The 21923-nt window shown below is 60.0% G+C and carries 17 protein-coding genes and 3 pseudogenes; 9 read left to right on the top strand and 11 right to left on the bottom strand.

Annotated elements, in window-relative coordinates:
- Positions 1 to 408 precede the first annotated feature (408 nt).
- Together ggt and HU727_RS25810 are read left to right on the top strand one after the other, a co-directional pair.
- Positions 409 to 2241: a gamma-glutamyltransferase gene (ggt, locus tag HU727_RS24460; RefSeq protein WP_186534363.1), complete on the top strand. Its 1833-nt coding sequence runs from the start codon at positions 409 to 411 to the stop codon at positions 2239 to 2241.
- Positions 2242 to 2325: 84 nt separating this feature from the next.
- Positions 2326 to 2439: pseudogene (locus HU727_RS25810) on the top strand (transcriptional regulator); the annotation flags it as partial.
- Positions 2440 to 2449: 10 nt separating this feature from the next.
- On the opposite strand, the gene HU727_RS24455 reads toward HU727_RS25810, so the two are convergent.
- From HU727_RS24455 to HU727_RS24440, 5 genes and pseudogenes are all read right to left on the bottom strand, one after another.
- Positions 2450 to 3082: a LysE family translocator gene (locus HU727_RS24455; RefSeq protein WP_186534364.1), complete on the bottom strand. Its 633-nt coding sequence runs from the start codon at positions 3080 to 3082 to the stop codon at positions 2450 to 2452.
- 73 nt (positions 3083 to 3155) lie between these two features.
- Entirely contained in the window at positions 3156 to 3755 is a 600-nt protein-coding gene (locus HU727_RS24450; protein WP_186534365.1) for a flavin reductase family protein, read from the bottom strand.
- A 170-nt stretch (positions 3756 to 3925) separates the two neighbouring features.
- Positions 3926 to 4363, bottom strand: a pseudogene (locus tag HU727_RS26210) (methyl-accepting chemotaxis protein); the annotation flags it as partial.
- A 150-nt stretch (positions 4364 to 4513) separates the two neighbouring features.
- A pseudogene (locus tag HU727_RS26205) lies at positions 4514 to 5152 on the bottom strand (PAS domain-containing protein); the annotation flags it as partial.
- Between the two features lie 199 nt (positions 5153 to 5351).
- The gene (locus HU727_RS24440; RefSeq protein ID WP_186534367.1) at positions 5352 to 6665 is read right to left on the bottom strand and encodes an MFS transporter; all 1314 of its coding nucleotides are present in this window, start codon (positions 6663 to 6665) and stop codon (positions 5352 to 5354) included.
- A gap of 349 nt (positions 6666 to 7014) precedes the next feature.
- Between HU727_RS24440 and HU727_RS24435 the strand changes: the two genes are divergently transcribed.
- The 3 genes from HU727_RS24435 to HU727_RS24425 all read left to right on the top strand — a co-directional run bounded on the left by HU727_RS24435 (position 7015) and on the right by HU727_RS24425 (position 10503).
- A complete protein-coding gene (locus HU727_RS24435; protein WP_186534368.1) occupies positions 7015 to 8433 on the top strand; it encodes a short-chain fatty acid transporter in 1419 nt (472 codons plus the stop codon).
- 196 nt (positions 8434 to 8629) lie between these two features.
- Positions 8630 to 9802: a hypothetical protein gene (locus tag HU727_RS24430; protein ID WP_186534369.1), complete on the top strand. Its 1173-nt coding sequence runs from the start codon at positions 8630 to 8632 to the stop codon at positions 9800 to 9802.
- Positions 9803 to 9978: 176 nt separating this feature from the next.
- A complete protein-coding gene (locus tag HU727_RS24425) occupies positions 9979 to 10503 on the top strand; it encodes an SET domain-containing protein (protein WP_186534370.1) in 525 nt (174 codons plus the stop codon).
- Between the two features lie 21 nt (positions 10504 to 10524).
- Here the strand turns inward: HU727_RS24425 and can are convergent, their stop codons facing one another.
- Positions 10525 to 11169, bottom strand: a complete 645-nt coding sequence (gene can / locus HU727_RS24420) for a carbonate dehydratase (RefSeq protein WP_186534371.1) — start codon at positions 11167 to 11169, stop codon at positions 10525 to 10527.
- A gap of 140 nt (positions 11170 to 11309) precedes the next feature.
- Between can and HU727_RS24415 the strand changes: the two genes are divergently transcribed.
- Positions 11310 to 11711 carry a serine kinase/phosphatase gene (locus HU727_RS24415; RefSeq protein ID WP_186534372.1) on the top strand — a complete coding sequence of 134 codons (402 nt, stop codon included), beginning with the start codon at positions 11310 to 11312 and terminating at the stop codon, positions 11709 to 11711.
- A 125-nt stretch (positions 11712 to 11836) separates the two neighbouring features.
- Here HU727_RS24415 and rimI read toward each other — a convergent pair whose 3' ends face one another.
- Together rimI and HU727_RS24405 are read right to left on the bottom strand one after the other, a co-directional pair.
- On the bottom strand, positions 11837 to 12289 hold the full coding sequence (rimI, locus tag HU727_RS24410) for a ribosomal protein S18-alanine N-acetyltransferase (RefSeq protein ID WP_076564123.1): 453 nt from the start codon (positions 12287 to 12289) through the stop codon (positions 11837 to 11839).
- Positions 12282 to 13034 carry an SPOR domain-containing protein gene (locus HU727_RS24405; protein WP_186534378.1) on the bottom strand — a complete coding sequence of 251 codons (753 nt, stop codon included), beginning with the start codon at positions 13032 to 13034 and terminating at the stop codon, positions 12282 to 12284. The genes rimI and HU727_RS24405 overlap by 8 nt, the downstream gene beginning before the upstream one ends.
- A 230-nt stretch (positions 13035 to 13264) precedes the next feature.
- On the opposite strand from HU727_RS24405, the gene mksB reads away from it, so the two are divergent.
- From mksB to mksF, 3 genes are read left to right on the top strand one after another with little or no spacing between them, the layout of a single operon-like run.
- Positions 13265 to 14545 carry an Mks condensin complex protein MksB gene (gene mksB, locus HU727_RS24400; RefSeq protein WP_186534373.1) on the top strand — a complete coding sequence of 427 codons (1281 nt, stop codon included), beginning with the start codon at positions 13265 to 13267 and terminating at the stop codon, positions 14543 to 14545.
- Positions 14535 to 15236: an Mks condensin complex protein MksE gene (gene mksE / locus HU727_RS24395; protein WP_102356814.1), complete on the top strand. Its 702-nt coding sequence runs from the start codon at positions 14535 to 14537 to the stop codon at positions 15234 to 15236. Before mksB ends, mksE begins: the two co-directional genes overlap by 11 nt.
- Entirely contained in the window at positions 15233 to 18073 is a 2841-nt protein-coding gene (gene mksF, locus HU727_RS24390; protein ID WP_186534374.1) for an Mks condensin complex protein MksF, read from the top strand. Before mksE ends, mksF begins: the two co-directional genes overlap by 4 nt.
- A gap of 189 nt (positions 18074 to 18262) precedes the next feature.
- Here mksF and HU727_RS24385 read toward each other — a convergent pair whose 3' ends face one another.
- Genes HU727_RS24385 through HU727_RS24375 form a run of 3 tightly spaced genes read right to left on the bottom strand, consistent with a single transcriptional unit; the run spans position 18263 to position 21828 of the window.
- Positions 18263 to 20566 (bottom strand): PqiB family protein, encoded by a 2304-nt coding sequence (locus HU727_RS24385; RefSeq protein WP_186534375.1) that lies wholly within the window; start codon positions 20564 to 20566, stop codon positions 18263 to 18265.
- Positions 20559 to 21182, bottom strand: coding sequence for a paraquat-inducible protein A (locus tag HU727_RS24380; protein ID WP_186534376.1), 624 nt, complete (start codon positions 21180 to 21182; stop codon positions 20559 to 20561). Before HU727_RS24380 ends, HU727_RS24385 begins: the two co-directional genes overlap by 8 nt.
- Positions 21169 to 21828 (bottom strand): paraquat-inducible protein A, encoded by a 660-nt coding sequence (locus HU727_RS24375; RefSeq protein ID WP_186534377.1) that lies wholly within the window; start codon positions 21826 to 21828, stop codon positions 21169 to 21171. The genes HU727_RS24380 and HU727_RS24375 overlap by 14 nt, the downstream gene beginning before the upstream one ends.
- Between the last annotated feature and the right edge of the window lie 95 nt (positions 21829 to 21923).

Below are 21923 nucleotides of genomic sequence, written 5' to 3'. Positions count from 1 at the left end.
CTTCTTTTGAAGCCCCGTCCTGGGAACCGTACAGAACCATCCTCAGCCAGCACCGCGTGGGTTGTCGACCTGAATAATCTGTAAGAGAAATCCGGCGTCATCAGCCATCCAAACGAAAAGACTACAGGCGCGACCGACCGATGGTTTCGCCTGAACCAGTCGCAAAACCGACGCACCGGGACAGCGCTGTAGGAAGCAGGCTTTGCTCACAGTCGGGACCATCTACTAGAGCAAACCAGTTCAATAGCAGGCGCGCTAACACAAGCACATCGTTTTCGGCCGATCGATTGACGCAGTCGCTGGGCGGGCCGGGCCGGGCCGGGCAGTAATCCTCACCCCGATTTGCGCCCCGCCCGCCCGCTCGATAAAGTCCCCCAAGACTTCTACCCCCACGGACGGAGAGCCCGCGTGTTTCCAACCTCGCCCTTGAAGCACTTTCGCCTGCCAGCCCTGACACTGCTTATCAGCGCTCTGACCCTTACCGCATGCAACGCCCCGCCCTCTTCTTCCTCGCCACTAGCACCGGAAGCCGCGTCGGGTTATCGCACCGACCTGCAAACCCGTCCCGCCAGTAAACACATGGCGGCCGCCGCCAATCCGCTTGCAGCCGAAGCCGGGCGGGAGATGCTGCGTGAGGGTGGTTCGGCGATTGATGCCGCGATAGCGATGCAGGCGGTGCTGACGCTGGTGGAGCCGCAGTCCTCCGGGATCGGTGGCGGGGCGATGATTGTGTTGTGGGACGGCAAGCAGGTGCGCACCTATGACGGCCGCGAAACGGCGCCGGCCGGGGCCACTGAAAAGTTGTTCTTGAATGCTGACGGTAAACCGATGGCCTTCACGCAAGCGCAGATTGGCGGGCGCTCTGTCGGCACCCCGGGCGTATTGCGCGCGCTGGAACTGGCGCATCGGCAACACGGTCGTCTGCCCTGGGCCACGTTGTTTGAGCCGGCGATCAAACTGGCCGAGCAGGGCTTCGCGATCTCCCCGCGCCTGCATTCGCTGCTGGTTGCCGACCCGGTGATACGTCAGTCGCCCGACATGGCGGCGTATTTCCTGAATGACGATGGCAGCGTCAAAGCCGTCGGCACTCGTCTACAGAATCCACAGTTGGCCGCGGTTTTCAAACGCATCGCCACTGAGGGTGCGGACGCGTTGTACAAAGGCCCGATTGCCGAGGAGATCGTCGCCAAGGTTCAAAACCACGCCAACCCTGGCAGCCTTTCGCTGAACGATTTACAGCGATATCAGGCCAGGGAGCGCGCGCCGCTGTGCACCGATTACAAGCGCTGGCAGGTTTGCGGCATGCCGCCACCGTCGTCGGGCGGGATCGCCGTGGCGCAGATTCTCGGCACGCTGCAGGCGCTGGAGACTCGCGATCCGCGCCTGTCGCTGACTCCGCTCAAACCGGTCAAGACCGACAAGCCCGCCGGCCTCGAACCGGCGCCACAAGCCGTTCACCTCATCGCCGAGGCCGAGCGTCTGGCCTATGCCGACCGGGCGCTTTACGTGGCCGACACTGACTTCGTCCCGGTTCCGGTCAAAGGGCTGCTCGATCCGGACTATCTGGCCGGCCGCGCCAGCCTGATTGGCGAACGCAGCATGGGCAGCGCCAAACCAGGCACACCGCCGGGCGTGCAAGTGGCCTACGCTCCGGACCGTTCGCCGTTGCGAATCTCGACTTCGCAAGTGGTGGCGGTGGATGACCTCGGCGGCGCCGTGTCGATGACCACTACCATCGAAGCCGCGTTCGGCTCGCACCTGATGGTTCAGGGGTTTCTGCTGAATAACCAGATGACCGACTTCTCGTTCATCCCCGAAGAGAACGGCCAGAAAGTCGCAAACCGCGTCGAACCGGGCAAACGCCCCCGCTCGTCGATGGCGCCGACGTTGATCTTCGATCGCAACAGCGGCGAATTCGTCGCAACGGTCGGCTCGCCTGGCGGTTCGCAAATCATCGAGTACGTGGCCAAAACCACCATCGGCCTGCTCGACTGGAACCTCGATGCACAAAGCGCAATCAACCTGCCCAACTTCGGTAGCCGCAACGGCCCGACTGAACTGGAACAGGGACAATTCAGCCCGGCCCTGATTGAGGCATTGAAGGACAAGGGCCACGCGATCAGCGAAATCGACATGACCAGCGGCACTCAGGCGATCGTGCGAGTCAAGGATACGCAGGGTAAAGCGATGTTGACAGGTGGTGCCGATCCTCGGCGTGAGGGAGAGGCGTTGGGGGACTGAGTATTACGAAGTGGGCAGAAAAGGCTTACCGGGAGGTAGGCCTTTTTTTGTCGGCGATAGGCTTTGTTCATATACGCCTCGTCGATCTATGAGGTCTTGACCGGCAAGCGAGCACTGACCTTGCCAATGATCTGGAAGCTTCATGAGTTATTTGGGATTCCTGCCGAAAGCCTGATCAAACCGATGAAACACTGTTGAGGCTGGAGACTCAGCGATTCGCCACCAAATGCACCCCAAACAACAAGTAACACCCACCCGCCAAGCGGTCCAGCCACTGGCGCGACCGCTCGTAGACACCGGCAACCCGGCGGCTGGCGAAGAACAGGGCAACGCTGCAATACCAGCTGAACGACAACGTGGCCATGGTCAGCACGGCCAGCGCCAGCAGAAGCGGTGGCACATGGGCCGGCATGGCAGTGGCAAAGATGGTGGCGACGAACAGTGCCGATTTCGGGTTGGTCATATTGCCGAGGAAACCGCGAGCGTAGACGCCGAAATAAGTCTGCCGGGGCGCAACCGGCGCACCGGAGACAATCGCAGCCTTGCGCTTGAATTGCTTCAGCCCCAGATAAATCAGGTAGCAACCGCCAGCAATCTTGAACCCCAGATAGAGCGTTGGCGCGGCGCTGAACAAGGTCTTGATTCCAAGCCCGCCGGCAAGGCCCCACAGCACCGTGCCGGTGGCCACGCCCAGCGCAGCTACCACGCCATGTCGGCGCGAGTGACTGGCCGCGAGTTGCGCGATGTTGAAGAAATTCGGCCCGGGTGTGACCACCGCCACTGTCCACAACAGCGCCAGCGACAGCAAAGGGGCAAGATAACCGGCAGCAGAAACGTCCATGAGCGTTGCGCCTGACAGGTGAAATGAGACGCCTACCTTGCTACATCCGCTGCCGGTTTTCCATCAACACCAGTTAAACCGCAAGCGTCTTGCCGTCCACGCCGTCACCAATCTTCAGGAAATGCCCACCCGCCACGTGGTGCAAGGTGCGCAAACCATCACGCCCTTCGAAATGCCAGCGCCCTTCGCTGAACACGCGCTCGTCGGCCTGCGCAGCGATGACTTCGGCGAGGAACAGGTCGTATTGCTCGTGATTGCGCGGCTCAGGCAGCAGACGGCATTCGAGCCAGGCGACGCAGCCCTCCAGCAACGGCGCTTCAATCTGTTCGCCAGCGAAGGTCTGCAGGCCGTACGCCTGAAATTTGTCCTGACCCTGGTTGCGGGTGATTTCCAGGCCGGATGTGTTGCCAACGGTCTGCACGATATCGGCCTGATTGACGCAGGGCACGTTGAGCACAAAGGTGCCGGAGGCTTCGAGCAACTGGCGGGTCCAGGTGGATTTGTCGAGGACGACCGCGACTTTCGGCGGTTCGAAATCCAGCGGCATGGCCCAGGCGGCAGCCATGATGTTGCGCTGGCCGTCATGGGCGGCGCTAACCAGAACGGTCGGCCCGTGGTTGAGCAGGCGATAGGCTTTGTTCAGGGGCACCGGACGGCGGTGGGAATCGCTCATGGGGATCTGCTCCGGGGAAAAAGGAGCCGATTGTAGCGCCATCGGTTGGCAGAGCGCAGGAACCTGTGGGAGCGAGCCTGCTCGCGAAATCGGTGTGTCAGTCACCTGAAGTTTTGCATGGGCTGACGCTTTCGCGAGCAGGCTCGCTCCCACGTAAGATCAGTGCGACGTCAGTGTGAAAGTTGATTGGCGAACTGCCCCACTGCGTTCACCACTTTCTGCGCACCGTCCTGAATTTCGACAATCACCGTCCCCGCCTCCGCCGCCAGCGCCAGACCTTGTTCAGCCTGGAGCTTGCCATCGGTCATCAACGTCACTGCGTTGCGCGCCATTTCCTGGTTCTGCCGCACCACGCTGACGATTTCATCCGTCGCCTGGCTGGTGCGCGAGGCCAGTTGCCTCACCTCATCCGCTACCACGGCGAAACCACGGCCCTGCTCGCCTGCACGAGCGGCTTCGATCGCCGCGTTGAGCGCCAGCAGGTTGGTCTGTTCGGCAATGCCGCTGATGGTTTTGACGATGGTGCCGATGACGAGCGACTGCTCGTTCAGCGCTTCGATGCCTTCACCGGCCGCTTGCATATGAAGCGACAAATCACGCATCACATTCACTGCTTCGGTGACCACGGTCGTACCGCGCTGCGCGGTGCTGTCGGTTTGTTGCGAGGTGCTGTAAGCAATGCTGGCCGCCTCGGCAACGGCTTGTTCGCGGTTGACCTGGTCAGTAATCACCGTGGCGAACTTCACCACTTTGTACAGTTTGTCGTTGGCATCGACCACCGGGTTATAGGACGCTTCCAGCCAGACCGTACGACCATGACTGTCGACACGCTTGAAACGGTCCGCGACAAATTCGCCGTTGTTCAGGCGACGCCAGAAATTCTGGTACTCAGCGCTGTTGTACTCCTCTGGCAAGCAGAAGGTGCGGTGATGTTTGCCCTTGATTTGCGCCAGGCTGTAACCCATGCCGTTGAGGAAGCGGTCATTGGCGGTGAGCACGTTGCCATTGAGATCAAACTCGATCACGGCGGTAGAGCGGACCAGCGCACCGATCAGGTTTTCATGCTCGCGAGAAGCTTCAATGGTGCGGGTCAGATCGCTGGCGTAGAGCGAAATATGTCTGATCCGGCCGTCGGAAGAGCGAACAGGCTGCACAATCGAACGTAGCCATGCCTCGTCGCCATTGCCGCGCAGCAAGCGCACGGCACCGGCGAAATGCTCGCCACGGTTCATCGCGTTCTTGAAGCGCAGGTGGAAGTCGTTGGTTTTGACGTGGGCCGGCACGATGTCTTCAATCGCCCGACCGATCAGGTCCTGGCTTTTATAGAACATCTCGCTGAGGAAGTTCTGGTTAACCGAACGAATGCGCCCGTCGGGCTCAAGGGTCAGCGCCAGCATTTCGCTTTCCAGGCTTTCCTTCACTTGCACAAGGCTGGAGAGTTCTTCACGGAGAGCGGCCAGCTCTTGCTTCAAGCGTTTATTGAACATGGGAAAGCACCGATGGCAGGGTTGAAAGCGGCGTACAACCTAGCCATCGGCCTTGGGAAGCTTTTCTGAAGCGGCCTCGATACCGTCAGTCGAAAATAGCGCGTGTTGGTCAGACAGTACCCGCGACCTGGCAAGTGCCCGTGCGAGGCATGCGCGCGCCGAAATACGCAGCCGTCAGAATGCCCACCACGCCCATCACCGCGCAAAACATCACGCAGATCCATGGGCTCCACGGCATCAGACCAATCAACAGCAGCGGCGTGATACTCGCCCACGCTGCATACGCAATGTTGTAGGTGAAGGAAATGCCCGACACACGAATCCGCGCCGGGAACAGCCCCACCATTACTGAAGGCACCGCACCGACCACCCCACACGCGAGGCCGGCCACGGCGTAGGCCAGACCAATCCACTGAGCGCCCAGGATCAGACAGCCATACAGCACGCCGATGCCCAGCGGCAGCAACAGGCTGTACAGCATGACCGTACGCCAGGCGCCGATGCGGTCGACCAGCAGCCCGGCGATCACGCAGCCGATGTTGAGAAACACAATGCCAAAGGCACTGAGGGCGAAAGTGTGACTGGCCGTCATGCCGAAGGTTTTCTGCATCATCGTCGGGGTGATCACAACGAACACCACCACTGCAGAGGTCAGCACGCAGGTCAGCAACATTGCCGGCAGCATGGCCAGCCGATGCTCACGCAACACCGTGCGCAGAGGCAGCTCGACCCGCGCCTCGCGCTGCGCCTCCATGGCCATGAACACCGGGGTTTCGCTGAGCCAGCGGCGCAGATAAACACCCACCACGCCGAACACACCACCCAGCAGAAACGGATAGCGCCACGCGTAGTCGAGAATCTCCGCAGGCGTGAACACTTGTGCCAGAAAAGTCGCGGTCAATGCGCCGATCAAATAACCGAAGGTCAGGCCGGCCTGGAGAAAGCCCAAGGCGTAACCGCGATGGCCGGTCGGCGCATGTTCGGCGACGAACACCCAGGCGCTCGGCACTTCGCCGCCCACCGCTGCTCCTTGCAGGATGCGCAGCGCAAGCAGCAGAAGCGGTGCGAAATAGCCGATCTGTGCGTAGGTCGGCATGATCCCGATCAGCAGGCACGGCAGCGCCATCATCAAGATGCTCAGGCTGAAGACTTTCTTGCGGCCCAGACGGTCGGCGAAATGCGCCATCAGGATTCCGCCCAATGGTCGCGCCAGATAACCGGTGACAAAAATGCCGAAGCTTTGCAGCAGACGCAGCCACTCGGGCATTTCCGGGGGGAAGAACAGTTGGCTGAGGGTCAACGCAAAGAAAACAAAAATGATGAAATCATAGATTTCCAGCGCCCCGCCGAGCGCCGCAAGGCCGAGGGTCTTGTAGTCGGAACGGCTGAAGGGCGCCGGGCGGGCTGTGGAGTTGGCAGTCATGACAAAGAACTCAGGCATAGGCAAAAACCAAGGCGCCCATGGTCTACGCAAATGCGCTGATCGACAACCCGTTAGACCATAGTTCCGGTTTGCGAAAACCTGCTCAACAAAAGGGCGGCGCTTGATTTAATGTGAGTGCCTGTCCAAGGGATCACGCCAACTGCGACCAGCCCCAGTGAACCCCTTGTGGGAGCGAGCCTGCTCGCGAATACGTCAGTTAAGACAACATGATGCTGAATGTACCGATCTCTTCGCGAGCAGGCTCGCTCCCACAGGGGATCTTTGCGCTGTCGACATGGACGGCGGCTCCCATGGACCAAAATAACCATAAAAATCCGAGGTAAATCCCGTGGCCGTTGATATCGAAGATAGCCGCTCCGCACGCTTTGCCCTGCGCTGTTCAAGTTTCGCCGAACGCTGGTTCCCCGACTCCTGGGTATTCGCCGCGCTGGCCGTAATCATCGTCGCGCTGGCGACCCTGGCCATGGGCGCCAAACCCACCGCTGCGGCGATGGCGTTCGGTGACGGCTTCTGGAGTCTGATTCCGTTCACCATGCAGATGGCGTTCGTGGTGATCGGCGGCTACGTCGTCGCCAGCTCACCGCCCGCCGTCAAACTGATCGACAAACTGGCGCGTCTCCCGAAAAACGGCCGCTCTGCCGTGGCCTGGGTAGCATTGATCTCGATGGTTGCCTCGCTGCTCAACTGGGGCCTGTCGCTGGTATTCGGTGGTTTGCTGGTGCGCGCCCTCGCCCGCCGCACTGACCTGAAAATGGATTATCGCGCCGCCGGTGCCGCCGCTTATCTGGGCCTCGGCGCGGTGTGGGCGCTGGGCCTGTCGTCATCGGCCGCGCAGTTGCAGGCCAACCCCGGCAGCCTGCCGCCGTCGATCCTGTCGATCACGGGGGTGATTCCGTTCACCGAAACCATCTTCCTCTGGCAGTCAGGCGTCATGCTGCTGGCGCTGATGGTGATTTCAATCATCATCGCCTACGCCACCGCGCCCGGGCCAAACTCCGCGCGGGACGCCGAGGCCTGCGGCATCGACCCGGCCTTCAACCTGCCACCGCTGCAACCGCGCACCCGGCCCGGCGAATGGCTGGAACACAGCCCGTTGCTGATCATTGTGCTGGTGCTGCTGGCGGCGGGATGGCTGTTCCACGAGTTCTCGACCAAACCGGCGATCACCGCTATTTCAGGCCTGAACACCTACAACTTCCTGTTCATCATGCTCGGCGCGCTGCTGCACTGGCGCCCGCGCAGCTTTCTTGATGCAGTGGCTCGCGCGGTGCCGACCACCACGGGCGTGCTGATTCAGTTTCCGTTGTATGGCTCGATTGCCGCGCTGATGACGACCGTAAAAGGTGCTGACGCGCAAACCCTGGCGCACCACATTTCTACCTTCTTCGTCAGCATCGCTTCACACGACACCTACGCGCTGCTGATGGGTGTGTACTCGGCGATTCTTGGCTTCTTCATTCCGTCCGGCGGCGGCAAGTGGATCATCGAAGCGCCATACGTGATGCAAGTCGCCAACGATCTGCAATACCACCTCGGCTGGGCCGTCCAGATCTACAACGCCGCCGAAGCGCTGCCGAACCTGATCAACCCGTTCTACATGCTGCCGCTGCTCGGCGTGCTGGGCCTGAAGGCCCGCGACCTGATCGGTTTCTCGTTCGTGCAATTGCTGGTGCACACGCCGCTGGTGCTGCTGTTGCTGTGGGCGCTGGGGACGACATTGGCGTATACGCCGCCGGTGATGCCGTAGGCTGATATGAATGCATCTGCTTACGGCAGGTGCATTCAACCCTGATCAGTGGGGAGGGCGTTACGTGTGCACTGCCGGAGCAAAACAGCACTCAGACCAGAATCCGCAACCAAGCGCTTTCCTGTCAAACACCGCTGATCCACTATGAAGCGCCCTCCGACCCTCGCGGGGAACCCAAGCTGAAAAGGATCTGAGCATGTTCAAACTCGCAGGACTTACCCTCGCTGCGCTCACGCTGAGCGCAGCCGCCCACGCCGATGTCGATCTGAAACTGGGCAGCACCGAGCGCGTCACGCGCCTCTTTGCCTTCCCCAACAATTGCAGCGTGATCTGCTTTCGCAACTGGACGCTGGAGCAGACTGTCGCCCATTACCTGTCGCAAAGCGTGCAGCGCGACGGTTATGCGGATGCGAAGGTGTTGGTGAAAACCGACAACGACCAGCTCTACGCGCAAATTTCGGGCGTGCCCGAGGGTTACGACAAACCACTTTCGGCATTGCTGGATGCCGGGGATCTGGCCTATGCCGGCGCCAGCAAGCTCAATGCCGATGGCAAATGGGCCTATAGCTGGTACCTGTTCCTGCCGCTGGGCATGGCTTTGGAGAATCGTAAAAGCGTCGAGTTGCTGCACTTTCCGCCCGATTATTCGCTGACTCAGGCTCAGGATTACCTGCGCTCAAATACCACCGATCGCTGGGCCGCCCTGTTAACGGTCAATGGCATTGCCGCCGAGCAAACGCCGGCTTATCAGACCATCATCGATATCGCACCGATCGCCGCGCCCTCCAATGCCGGCAGCGACCTGGAGGATGTCTATGGCTACTTCACCGACTACCAGACCACGCTGGTCAAACAGTTCAGCCAGACCGCCAGCGGCACGACGCTGCCGATGGTCGCGTTCGGCGCGCCGGTGCGTGGCTGGATCAAGCAACAATATGGCCCAACTGTGAATGTGCTGGGCCTGGCGACCATCAGTCCGAGCGAAGGGGTGAACGTGCCGGTGCTGGGCTCCAACCATCCGAGTTACATCTGGTACGCGGCCGACCCGAAGAGCTACACCGGCGATGATGCGCAGGCCAAGGCTGACGCCGCCGGCCTGAAAGTCATGGGACAGGATTTGAGCGCTGCTTGCTGGCAGGCCGGAATGGGCAGCAAACCGGGCAGTAATGCGCAGTCCACGCTCACTGGCTGCACGCAGACCTGGCAGGTCACGCAGAAAGCCAAAACCTGCGAACTGTTCTACATAACGATCCGCGATCTGCAGCCGCAAGAGGCTGCCGCCAAGTGCGCGACCCCACCCGTCAAGGCGCAGCTGCAGCAATTGAAGTCCCCTCTGCCAAGCGCCGCTGTGCCTGCTCCACACCTCTGAGAAGGGATGCTTCGTTCCCGTGTCGGTGATGACTGACGCGGGGAAAGGTCTATATCGCCTGTCAGATCCGGCAGTAGACCAGCTATACCTATAAGACTATATTGGATCCAACAATTTCATGACCGAGCTGACAGGACGTCAACCAGGAAGTCGCCCCCCTTGCGACAAGGACTGCCATGAATACCCATGCCGGTGTCGGACCTGGCACCTGTGATACCGAAGGCATCTATCCCTTCGTCGGCCTGCCGGTGCGTCTGGGTTTTCCCTCCTGCGCCGATTTCGAAGTCATCCACGATGAGCATGGCACCCCCTCCGGGGTAGCGGCGCTTCGTGATTTTCGGCGTGCCAGCCGGATGTGCAGGGTATCGGGGCAATTGCTGCCGTACCGCTGCCGACAGACGCTGCAGATGTTGGAGGGCATCCACGTCTACGATCCGCGCTTCTGTGGGGTTCTCGAACACGCCTGCGACCCGAACGCGTTTCTTGATATGAGCGAACTCTGGCTGTGGGCGGTGAGGGATGTCCTCGGCGGCGAACGGCTGACTATTGATTACGCAGCGACAGAGGACAAACTGCTGAAGCAGTTTGCCTGCGATTGCGGCTCTGCACGATGCCGGGGCTGGATCACCGGGAACAACGAACCACCCGATAGCGAGGGCCGGCAGTTTTTACAGCACTGGCGCGCGCGATGCCTGCGCTGAACAGCGCAGGCATCGACTGGATTACGGCGCGCCGACGGGACGCAAACGATATTGCGGCGGGAGTTGCTCGAAACCGCTGATGGTCGTGTCCAGACTTTTCCAGCGGCCGTCCTTGATGCCGTAGATGCAACCGTGAATCGACAGGCTCTGCCCACGATGCCAGGCGTTCTGGATGATGCTGGTGTGAGCGACATTGGCCACTTGCTGGATCACGTTCAGTTCACACAGACGATCGACCTGCTCTTCTTCGGTCGGCAACTTGGCCAGCTCTTCGCGTTTTTCGTAGTACAAATCACGAATCGAACGCAGCCAGCCGTCAATCAGGCCGAACTGACGATCCTGCATCGACGCACGGACGCCGCCGCAACCGTAGTGGCCAGTGACGAGAATATGTTTGACCTTCAGTACATCGACCGCGTACTGAATCACCGACAGGCAATTGAGGTCTGTGTGCAGCACGACGTTGGCGACGTTGCGGTGCACGAACAGATCGCCCGGCAACATACCGACGATTTCATTGGCCGGCACTCGCGCGTCGGAGCAGCCGATCCACAGGTATTCCGGGGTTTGCTGGCGCGCCAGTTTGGCGAAGAAATCCGGGTCTTCCTTGGTGATCGCGTCAGCCCAACGCTCGTTGTTATCAATCAGGTCTTGTAGATCGTGCATGTTTAAGGCCTCAAGAAAGATGCGCTGGTATGACACACAACCGCCCGTCGGGGTCACGCCGCCAGCGCAAAGTGTTTCCGTTGGAATTCTCGCGCGCCCGGCGAGTCCACCTAGTAAGGCCCACAGTACGAGGAATTGCCATGACTGATTCACGACGTCCTTACGATGCGGCGCAACCTGAGCCCATCGATGATAACGAAGACCGTATGGGGTCGATGCGCGAATTGGACTTTGACGACGAAGAGACCGCGAAGATTGGCGATGAGTTGCCGGAGCGCGAACGCGAGCAATTGATGCCAGAGGAGCGTGAACGTGAAGCGGGCCTGACGGGCGCGTCGATGGATGACCGTCAGCCAACCGATGATGACCTGAGTCCGGAAACGCTGATTCGCGACGACGGCGCCCGGGATGCCAGCGAAATCGGTACGGGCGAACAGGCGGATTGGGATTTGAGTGTGGTCGATGAAGACGACATTGGTGGGGGCAATGGTCTGGATGAAGAGGAACTCGCACGGCGGGATCCGCTGGATGGCAACCGCTGATTTGCACTGCCTGACAGGACGCCTTCGCGAGCAGGCTCGCTCCCACAGGGTTCAGGGCTGATCACAAAAATGTGTACGCCACGAATTGAATGTGGGAGCGCGTCTGCTCGCGATGCTTTCAAGGCCTAGTCAACAAGGGTACAGGCCATGACCACCGCATCTTCACGCCCGCCCACCGCCGGATAATAATCCCGACGCCGACCAATCTCGTTGAAGCCATAACGCTCATACAACCGAAAAGCGGCCGTATTGCTGTCACGTACTTCGAGAAAACACTCCCGAGCCTCGGCCGCATAAGCGCGCGACATCAAGTGTTCAAGCAATGTCAGGCCTAATCCGCGCCCCTGATTTTCCGGCTTGACGGTGATATTGAGCAGGTGCGCCTCATCAAGAATGATCTGCACCACCCCGTGCCCAACCTGTTGCTGACCTTCAAACATCAGCCATATCTGGTATTTGCCGAGGCCATCAAGAAAAATCCCCCGCGTCCACGGATGGCTGTAAGCGGCGTATTCGATCTTCAGCACAGCGTCCAGATCCGCCTCGGTCATCGGGCGAAAGGTTACAGCCTCACTCATCTGATTCTTTCCAGCGCGCCATCAGCCGACGCATGGCTTGCCACACGGCGGCTTTGCGCTGTGGCTCTTCCATTAACAGTTCCAGACCGGGAATGGCCCAGGCCGAACCCAGTCCTTCGATCTGCAATTCACGATTGAAGGCTTCGGCGTCCGCTTCACCGGCGAATTTCACCGCCGGCAAACCGATCAACCAAAGACAGGCGCAGGGCGCCGCTTCCATTTGTACCGAGAGGAAACCTTGCACGAAATCGCGCGCCGCTTCCGGCCCCTGATCCATCGTGCCGCGATTGAGCCATGGCCAGCGCACTGGCTCGCCGACAATTTGCGGCGCATCCGGCAAACCGGCGGCGCGCAAGATGTCTTTAAGCAGCAGATAGGCCGGGTCGCGGCTCTGGAACGCTTCACCTGTGGGTAACTCGACCAGCAGCAGGCAACGCCCGGCGCGCAGCAATTGCAGGGCGAAACGCGGTGGCGGCACCGGGGGCGGTTTGGCGACAACAGGTGTGTCATCGACCTCTTCCACTGGCTTGGCGCCGTTTCGGGTACTGGCCAGTGACGGGCGCGGCACTTCGACTTTCGGCCGATCGGCAGGACGCGCGACAGGCTGCTGTTGCGGCGGCGCTGCAGCCGACGGCGCCTGCACCAGCGCAACCTCGGGCTCGGGCTCAGGCGTCTCCAGCAGCTCGGGCCGTGAAGGCGCGGCGAAGGGCAATTCGGTGCGCGGCAGCCAATTGACCACCTGCATGGCGTTCAAATAGGCGCGGCGGCGGGACTCGATAAGCAAGGGTCGGCCACTTGTGGATAACTGAAGTGCGCCGATTCTACCGCCCTTCGCTCAAGATCGCCCGTTGTTGATCGACACTCTTTACCGACGCTCTTTATCCAAAGAATGCGACAGCCTGTCCCGAGAGTGAATCGCATCGGCCCCGATGCAGTACAATCGCCGCTTTTAACGCCAACCAGCCGGCCATTCCGATGATCGAACCCAAGCGCGTCTTGCGCGCCCTCGCTGAACACTGGGCACTTCTGGAGCCATTGTGCGAGCACTTCGACCAGGGCACCCTGAGCCTCAACGAACTGCGCACGCAACTGGCCGCCCAACAACTTGACAGCACGCCGCAGGACATCACCAGCCTGCTCGATGTGTGGATCCGCCTCGATATTCTGGTTCCGGTGGCGAAAAGCCCGAACCGTTTCGAGCTCAACGCGCAGATCCATGACTTCCTCGCCTACCTGCGTCGTGAACACCGACTGGGCCTGTGCCTGGAGATCGAAGCCTATCTGCGCCACCTCGAGCGTCTGGCCGGTTATATCCAGGACGCATTCGATGTGCGCGACGGCAACGACCTTGCCCGCCAGTTGCGTTTGCTCGACATGCGCGTGCGTGACGTACTGAAGAAACTTGATAACGACGAGCAGGCGCTGGTCGCCGTCGCCGAGCGCGCGAAGACCAGCGACCGGCAGATTCCGCTACGTCAGCGCTATGCCGAAGTATTGGCGACCTGGGACGAATACGTCGAGCCGATGATCGATCTGGTCAACGCCGACGGCGCCTTCGAACAAGGCGTGCGCAAGGTTGAAACCGTGCTGCTGAAGATGCTCAGCGAACAGCAGCGCCTCGGCCATCTGGTCGATGACGACATGTTGCTGCGCACCCACGCGCGCATCCTTGAAATGCAAACCAGCGCTCAGCTGACCTTGCGTCACGCCCGCGAACTGCTGCTGCCCCTGCGCGAAGAAGCCCGCCGTCACAACGCTGTGACCCGTGGCGCCGCACTGGCGCTGGCGGCGATCCGTCGTAAAGGCATCGACGCGGTGCCGCAAGCCGCGATGCCGCTGTTCACCCGGCCGCAAAGTACCTTCCTCGGCAGCGCCAGTCAGGTCGAGGCCTATGTTTATGCCCTCGCCCGCTTCGAGCCGAAACCGGCGCGCTTCCCCAAGGCGCACAAGACGCAAAAGACTGGCGATGCCCCACGTGCGCCACGCACCGTGCGGGAAATGGTCGACCGTTGCGAAGAATCCCTGCCGATGCCGGATCTGATGACCTGGCTGCTCGAGCAGGAACCGGACGGCGCCACCGACGAATTGCTTTATTGGTTCTCGCGCCTGTCGCGGGAAAAACGCTTCAAGCGCGAGCGTCTGGAACGCCGCGAATACCATACTCACGAGCATCAGGTCAGCCTGCGCTCCTTCGCCCTGCTCTCGGCCCGCGATACCGCCGCCGAGGATTCTGCGAGCATCCCCAATGCATCTTGATCTATCCGAACTGTCCCAACTGGCGCCGATCTTTCGCGAGCTGTTCAAGGGTTACCACGTCAGCCGTCGCGACCCTGAGTTGTACGCGCAACTGTCGAACTTCCAGGACCAGTACCGCACGCTGTTCAAGGCGCTGGGCTTTGAACTGGTTTGCGACACCCGTGGTTTCTATTACTTCGTGCCGGACATGGCCGCTGCGGCAGTGAACAAGACCGCACAGCGTCTGGCGCTGTTCACCTTTATCCTCGTCGAGCATCTGGCCGATCAGGGCCGCGATCCCATCGCCGTGCTCGACGGCGGCAGCCTCGGCCGCGAAGAGTTGCCATCGCTGCTGGAAAAATACCGCGACCTGTTCATTCAGGCCGAGGTGCAGACCGTTGAAGAGCTCGAAGAGAAAATCATGCGCCGCATGACCCAGCTCGGTTTCGCAGGTGAGGAAAACGGCGTTTACCGCTTCCTGCCGCCGATGCACCGCTTCCTCGACGTGTGCCTCTCGGTCCAGCAAGACCGCGATCTGGCAGCCAGTGTGCACAGCGTTCTGCCATTGCCGGCGCCCGTGCTGATCGATGAAGAAGCCGAGGCGAAATTCCTCGAAACCGACGATCCGCTCGATCTTTCCGAGTTTGCCGAAGAAAGCGAAGAAGACGCACTGGCCCGCGCCATTGCCGAAGAACAGGAGTCCGACGCATGAGCCAGGAACGCTACGGCATCCGCCGCTTTGCCCTTTTGAACACCGCCGGTTACAGCCTCGGCCTGTTCCCGCTGGAAGAACCGCTGTCGGTTTACGGTGCGAACAACCTCGGTAAATCGGCGTCGATCAACGCGCTGCAATTCCCGATTCTGGCGCGCATGTCGGACATGAGTTTCGGCAAGTACAGCCTGGAACAATCGCGGCGCTTCTACTTCGCTTCCGATACCAGCTACATTCTCGTCGAAGTCAATCTGCCCCACGGCCCGCACGTGATCGGCGTGGTCGGCCGCGGCCCGGGCGGTGGTTTCGGTCACCAGTTCTTCGCCTACGCCGGCAAGCTCGATCTGGCGCATTACCAGAAAGACGACACCTGTCTGCGCCAGAAAGAGCTGTTCAGCAACCTTGAGAAGGAAGGCCTCAAAGCCTACGAACTCAAGCCTGATGAACTGCGCCGTTTGCTGGTCGGCGGCCACACCTCGATTCCGCTCGACCTGACGCTGATCCCGCTGCGCTCCACGAGCGAACAGAGCCTGAAGACCTTCCGCGCACTGTTCATCAACCTGCTGCACATGCGCGAAATCACCGCGGCCAAACTCAAGCAACTGTTCCTCGATGCCTTCGAACACAGCCTGCGTTCGGGCAGTGTCGATTACATCGCCGCGTGCGAAGAAGCCTTCCGCGACGTGCGCCGTATGGAGCAGGATTACAACTCGCTGGTGGCTGCCGGCCCGTTGGTTGAAGCCTTGGCCAACGGCGTAAAACAGCGCGACGTGCTGCGCGGCAAGTTGCATCGCCTGTCGCCGCTGCTCGACTCGTTGCTCGGTACCTGGTCGGACTACGCCACGGCGCGCAAGGAAGAACTCACGATTCAGGCCGAACACTACCGCCGCGAGCAGGACGATCTGCAAAATGATCAGCGCGGCGGCACTCAAGAGCTGATGCGTCTGGAGCGGGAAATTTCCGGTATCCAGCGCTGGCTGGGCGAGTTGTCGGTATTGAAGAATCGCTTTGCCCTGGTCGATGACGTCAAAGTGCTGGAGCAGCAATTGCTCGCCGCCAAAGATGCCCACGACGAACTGGCAGGTGCCTTGGCGCAATCGCGTCAGTTCAGCGCCGAAGATCTGGAAGAGCGTTTGCGCGATCTGGAAAAACGCCTGAAGTCGGTGAAGCAGCAACTCGATCACGCCGACAACAACAGCTATGCGCGCTTGCGCGAAGAGTTCTCGCAGCAGGACGTCGAGCGTCTGATGCGTCTGTTCAACAGCGCGCTGTTCAGTCTGCCGCTGGGCGAACACGGCATCACCCTCGACGAAGATGGCCAGTGGGTCAAATCCGTTGAGCTGATTCTCGATGGTTTCAAAGGTGAGCGCTTCGAAGTGCCCGGCCTGTCCATCGACATCTCGCACATCGAGCCGCCTGCCCTGCAAGCGCTGGCCGACCGCGCTGCTTTGCGCGACCAGAAAGAGCGTCTGGAAAAAGAGCTCAAGCAGCTCAAAACCCAGCAAGCCGTGGCCGCCGACCGTGCTGCGAGCAAGACCCAGACCGAAGCGCTGTACCAGCAAGTACTGGACGCGCAGAAAGCCCTGGAAGACTTCCGCCGCACGCAAACATTGAGCGCAGAAGAAGGCGACAAGCTCGAGCAGCTGGCGCAAATGGAAGCCGCTCAGGACGAACTCAAACGCTCCAGCGATGCGTTCACCGAACGCGTTCAGCAATTGTCGGCCAAGCTGCAACTGGTCGGCCGGCAGATCGCCGACATGGAAGCCAAGCAGCGCACGCTCGACGATGCTTTGCGCCGCCGCCAGTTGTTGCCGGCAGACCTGCCGTTCGGCACGCCGTTCATGGATCCGGTTGACGATTCGATGGACAACCTGCTGCCGCTGCTCAACGACTATCAGGACAGCTGGCAAGGCCTGCAGCGCGCCGATGGGCAAATCGAAGCGCTGTACGCGCAAGTGCGCCTCAAGGGTGTGGCCAAGTTCGACAGCGAAGACGACATGGAACGCCGTCTCTCGCTGCTGATCAATGCCTACGCGCACCGCACCGATGAAGCCCTGACGCTGGGCAAAGCGCGTCGTGCGGCGGTCACTGACATCGCCCGGACACTGCGCAATATTCGCAGTGACTACGACAGCCTTGAGCATCAGTTGGCGCTGTTCAACCGTGAGATCAACAAGCGACAGGTCTCCAACTTGCAGAGCTTCCGCATCGTTCTTGCGCCCAACAAGGAAGCGCTCAAGCACATCGACCAGATCATCCACAGCGCCGGCCAGTACGAAGAAGGCGAAACCCTGTCGGTGTTCGATCTGAGCCAGAGCGCCGAGCAGGACAACAAGAACGAAGAGGCCAAGGAATACCTGGCGCGGCTGGTGGCGGCGAACCACAACCAGCTCGGTCTCAAGGATTTGTTCGAACTGGCGTTCGAGATCACCAAGGTCAACGGCCAACCGGTCATTCACACCGACATCGACGGCGCGGCGTCCAACGGCACCACGATGACCATCAAGGCGCTGACCAACATGTACTTGTTGCTGCACTTGATGGATCGCGACCTCGCCGGCCGGGTACGCCTGCCGTATTACCTCGACGAGGCGGCGGACATCGACGAGAAGAACCAGGCCGCATTGCTGGAAACCAGCCTGCAACTGGGCTTCGTGCCGATTCTGGCGAGCGTCAAGCCGCAGGTTTGCGCCAGCGTCGCAATCGACCTGGAAGGTGGCAGCGGCCCGGCGGGGATCTACATCGATGAAGCCGACTGGAAGTACATCCGTCGCCATGATGCGGTGAAGGCCACGCTCAATGTCGAAGCGGATGAGCCGGAGCTGGATGCGGTTTGACCGGCTTTAGCTGAAGGCAATAAAAAGGGCCGCGATCTGATGGGATCGCGGCCCTTTTTTACGGCTTGGGTTTTGTGCTGACGGTGAAGGCCTATCGCGAGCAGGCTCACGCCTGCAGTTGGAATGCGTTCCCCTGTGGGAGCGAGCCTGCTCGCGAAGGCGCCCTCCCGGACGCCGTTGAAAATCGGGTTATTTACCGAGCTGAATCTTCGGTGCCCACGTCAGCCACTCATCCTCAAATTTGTCGAACAACGGGAATGTCTGCTCGGCCCGCGCTGGATTACCCATGCGCTCACCGTCTGGCGTAGCGAAGGCAATGCCGCCCTGAATCAGTGTTTCCAGCGACTCGGTCCTCACCGTCACGCCCTTGAACAAACCGTAGTCAAAGCCTACGCCACTGGTGTTCCAGAAGCGGCTGCCGCTGCGCACCAAGGGCGCGTATTTCGGCTCGATCAGGATGTGCACAAGTACACGGTCAGCAGTCTGGCCCAGCTCATAACCGGTAACTTTGCCCACGGTAATTTCACGGTACGTCACCGGTACGCCAGGCTTCAGCGAGCCGCGACGCGCAGCGCTCAACACCAGGCTCAAGCCAGCCTCCTGTTTTGTAACTTCCGGTGCTTGCGCCAAGGCGACAAAGTTTTTCTGCGGCCCCAGATTTTTCACCGCTGGCTGGACTTCGATGTATTTACCGGTGACCAGCGTTTCCAGATTCTGAGTCTTGATCAGGCCCAGCTCCGGCTTGACCACCCAGAACTGACTGCCAACCCGCGCGATCTTTTCGGGCACCTCGGTGATGCGCGCGGTAAGGATGACGCCTTGCATATCGTCGGTCAGATCAACACTTTCAATCTTGCCGACATCCAGCCCCTTGAAGCGCACCGGCGTGCCGCTGCTCAAACCATCGGCGCGATCAACCTTGATCGTCACCACGGCGCCTTTCTGGTTGGCCTCATCATGACTGTCGAACAAACGGAAGCGAGGGATGCGCTTCTTCAACGGTGCGTTGGTTTGCGGTGTTTCAAAAGCGATACCGCCGGCCATCAAAGTTTGCAGCGACTCGCTCTTCACCTGGATCCCGCCGGTCAGGCCGCCGGTCAGGGTAATCCCGCTGACGTTCCAGAACCGTGTCGAAGCGTTGACCAGGTTTTCGTATTCCTTCTCGATGTGCACACCGATGACCACTTGCTTCCGGGTTCTGGAGAACTGGTAACTCTGTACAGAACCCACCTTGACCTGCTTGTAGAGGATCGGACTGCCGACCTCGATCGAACCCAGCGAATCGGTGAACAACACCAAATGCAAACCCGGGGATCGCAGATCCAGCGGCGGTGCCTTGGGTCGCGCCTCGAACTCACGTTTCGGCGCGGCACCTTTATCGCCTGGGCGCACCGCGATGTAATTACCTTTGACGAGCGCTTCGAGGCCCGTGATACCGGCCAGGGAGATCGATGGTTTGACCACCCAGAACTGCGTGCCGTCGACCAGATAGTCTTCGGCCAGCGGATCGAGGGTCAGCTCGGCTGTTGCACTGTTGAGATCCGGGTCGACCTTCAGTGCTTTCAGATTGCCGACCTGAATACCTTTGTACATCACCGGTGTGCGGCCGGACTGCAGGCCTTCGAAATCGCTGAGTTTGACCTTGACCCGGATGCCCGCAGCAGCGGCGTCGAAGTCCTCATACAGACGGAACGGCAGGCTCGGATCGGTCGCAGGACTGTCTTTGCGGTTTTCTGGAGTCGCGAACGCAATACCGCCGGCAACGATGCTGGCCAGGGATTCGCTGCGCACCTTCACACCGGACAGGTTGGCGTCGATGCTGATGCCGCTGGCGTTCCAGAAACGCGTGTGTTTGCGCACCAGTTTGGCGTACGTCGGTTCGATGAAAACCTTGAGCTCAACGGTGCTCTGATCTTCCGAAAGCAGATAGCTTTTGACCTGGCCAACCTTGATCTGCTTATAGAACACCGGGCTGCCGCGATTCAACGAGCCAAGGCGATCAGCCTTGATGGTCAGGTGCAGGCCGGGCTTGGCGTCAGACAGCGGTGGCTCTTCGGCCAATGCCTTGAACTTGCGAACAGGCTCCCCTTCACCGGGACTGATCGCAACGTAGTTGCCCGACACCAGCGTTTCCAGACCGGTAATACCCGCCAGGGTTACGCTCGGCTTGACCAGCCAGAAGCGCGTGCTGGTCTTCAGGTACTGTTCGACGTCCTTGTTCATTTCGATGGTGGCAATCACTCCTTTGGAGTTGCCTTCATCGTCAAGCTTCAGGGTTTTGACCTTACCGACCGACATGCCTTTGTAGACGACTTCAGTCTTGTTGGCCTGGATGCCTTCGCCACTTTCGAAACGCACCTGAATTTCGATGCCGGTTTCGGAGTAGGCACGCCAGCCGAGCCAGCCCCCGATGATCAGCGCTATCAATGGAAGCACCCAGATGGCGGACCAGTTCGAGGCCGGTCGGGTTTTCGCTACGGGCAAATCAGTCATGGTCGTCATCCGACTCCGTGTTATCCCAAATCAGCCGGGGATCGAAAGTTACTGCGGCGAGCATCGTCAGAATCACCACAGTGGCGAAGGCGATGGCACCAAGATTGGCTTCGACACTGGCAAGCCGGCCGAAGTTGACGACCGCCACGAGAATGGCGATCACAAATATATCGAGCATCGACCAGCGTCCGATGAACTCGATGAAGCGGTACATCCAGATGCGTTGACGAGCCGAAAGAGGCTGCCGTCGTTGCACCGAAAACAGCAGCAGCGCGATGCCGACCAGTTTGAAAGTCGGCACAAGAATACTGGCGATGAACACCACGGCGGCGATCGGAATCATCCCGTGCTGCACCAGTTGAATTACGCCGGACATGATGGTGCTCGGATCCCCCTGGCCCAAAGAACTGACCGTCATGATCGGCAACACATTGGCCGGGATATAGATGATGGCCGCCGTGATCAGCAGCGCCCAGGTTCGCGTCAGGCTATTGGGCCGGCGAGCGTGAACCTGCGCACCGCAGCGGGTGCAGGTTTGCTCGTCGACGTCTGCTTCCCGCCTGTTCAACTCATGGCATTCGGTGCACACCAGAATGCCCGCATCAATCGCCCGCATGGGCATCCTCTCCTGATAATGCCTGCCAGATCTGATGCGGTGACATCACGACTTCCAGCCAGACTTGTACTAACAACAAGCCGATGAAGCATGCCAGCCCAAGGCCAATGGCGATTGCTGCCATATCCGCCAGTTTGACAATCGCGACGAGGACGCCCATCAGGTAAACCTCGAGCATTCCCCAGTCTCTGAGGTGGTGGTAAATGCGATAGAGCAGCAAACCGTAACTGCGGCCGACATTGAAGCGAATCGTCAGTAATACAAACAACTGGCACAGCAACTTGAGCAACGGTATGGCCATGCTGCAAAGGAATACGACAATTGACACACCTTGCATGTCCGTATTGAACAGACCGACAACGCCACTCCAGACTGTATCCTGCGAAGATTGCCCGAGGATGTTGAGTTGCATGATGGGTAAAAAGTTTGCAGGCACATACAGCAATAACGCCGCGATTACCAAGGCCAGGCTGCGCTGCACTACGTTATGGCGGTGGGCGTAAAGCTCGTAACCGCAGCGTGGACACAGAGCTTTCTCGCCATGGGCAAGTGTCGGCTTGCGCATCAGCAAGTCGCACTCGTGACAGGCGACCAGGTCTTCGAGCGGTAAATCTGACAGCCCGGGGGCGTCAACCGATTCTGACATACAGGCTCTGACTCCAAATAAGATCGGGCTATTCTAGTGTTCTGATTCAAAAATAACTGTGCAATTTTGTTCGCAGCGGCGAGTAATACTTTCTC

It is taken from the genome of Pseudomonas khorasanensis, from assembly GCF_014268505.2.
Taxonomy (GTDB): Bacteria; Pseudomonadota; Gammaproteobacteria; order Pseudomonadales; family Pseudomonadaceae; genus Aquipseudomonas; species Aquipseudomonas khorasanensis.
Note: the sequence above shows the minus strand (reverse complement) of the source record. Positions and strands in the feature narration are given on the sequence as shown.

Excerpts from the sequence above, each read along its gene's own strand:
- HU727_RS24455 (WP_186534364.1), bottom strand. The coding sequence starts at position 3,082 with ATGGACGTTTCTGCTGCCGGTTATCTTGCCCCTTTGCTGTCGCTGGCG.
- HU727_RS24450 (WP_186534365.1), bottom strand. The coding sequence starts at position 3,755 with ATGAGCGATTCCCACCGCCGTCCGGTGCCCCTGAACAAAGCCTATCGC.
- HU727_RS24440 (WP_186534367.1), bottom strand. The coding sequence starts at position 6,665 with ATGACTGCCAACTCCACAGCCCGCCCGGCGCCCTTCAGCCGTTCCGAC.
- HU727_RS24430 (WP_186534369.1), top strand. The coding sequence starts at position 8,630 with ATGTTCAAACTCGCAGGACTTACCCTCGCTGCGCTCACGCTGAGCGCA.
- HU727_RS24425 (WP_186534370.1), top strand. The coding sequence starts at position 9,979 with ATGAATACCCATGCCGGTGTCGGACCTGGCACCTGTGATACCGAAGGC.
- can (WP_186534371.1), bottom strand. The coding sequence starts at position 11,169 with ATGCACGATCTACAAGACCTGATTGATAACAACGAGCGTTGGGCTGAC.
- HU727_RS24415 (WP_186534372.1), top strand. The coding sequence starts at position 11,310 with ATGACTGATTCACGACGTCCTTACGATGCGGCGCAACCTGAGCCCATC.
- rimI (WP_076564123.1), bottom strand. The coding sequence starts at position 12,289 with ATGAGTGAGGCTGTAACCTTTCGCCCGATGACCGAGGCGGATCTGGAC.
- HU727_RS24405 (WP_186534378.1), bottom strand. The coding sequence starts at position 13,034 with ATGCAGGTGGTCAATTGGCTGCCGCGCACCGAATTGCCCTTCGCCGCG.
- mksB (WP_186534373.1), top strand. The coding sequence starts at position 13,265 with ATGATCGAACCCAAGCGCGTCTTGCGCGCCCTCGCTGAACACTGGGCA.
- mksE (WP_102356814.1), top strand. The coding sequence starts at position 14,535 with ATGCATCTTGATCTATCCGAACTGTCCCAACTGGCGCCGATCTTTCGC.
- mksF (WP_186534374.1), top strand. The coding sequence starts at position 15,233 with ATGAGCCAGGAACGCTACGGCATCCGCCGCTTTGCCCTTTTGAACACC.
- HU727_RS24385 (WP_186534375.1), bottom strand. The coding sequence starts at position 20,566 with ATGACTGATTTGCCCGTAGCGAAAACCCGACCGGCCTCGAACTGGTCC.
- HU727_RS24380 (WP_186534376.1), bottom strand. The coding sequence starts at position 21,182 with ATGCGGGCGATTGATGCGGGCATTCTGGTGTGCACCGAATGCCATGAG.
- HU727_RS24375 (WP_186534377.1), bottom strand. The coding sequence starts at position 21,828 with ATGTCAGAATCGGTTGACGCCCCCGGGCTGTCAGATTTACCGCTCGAA.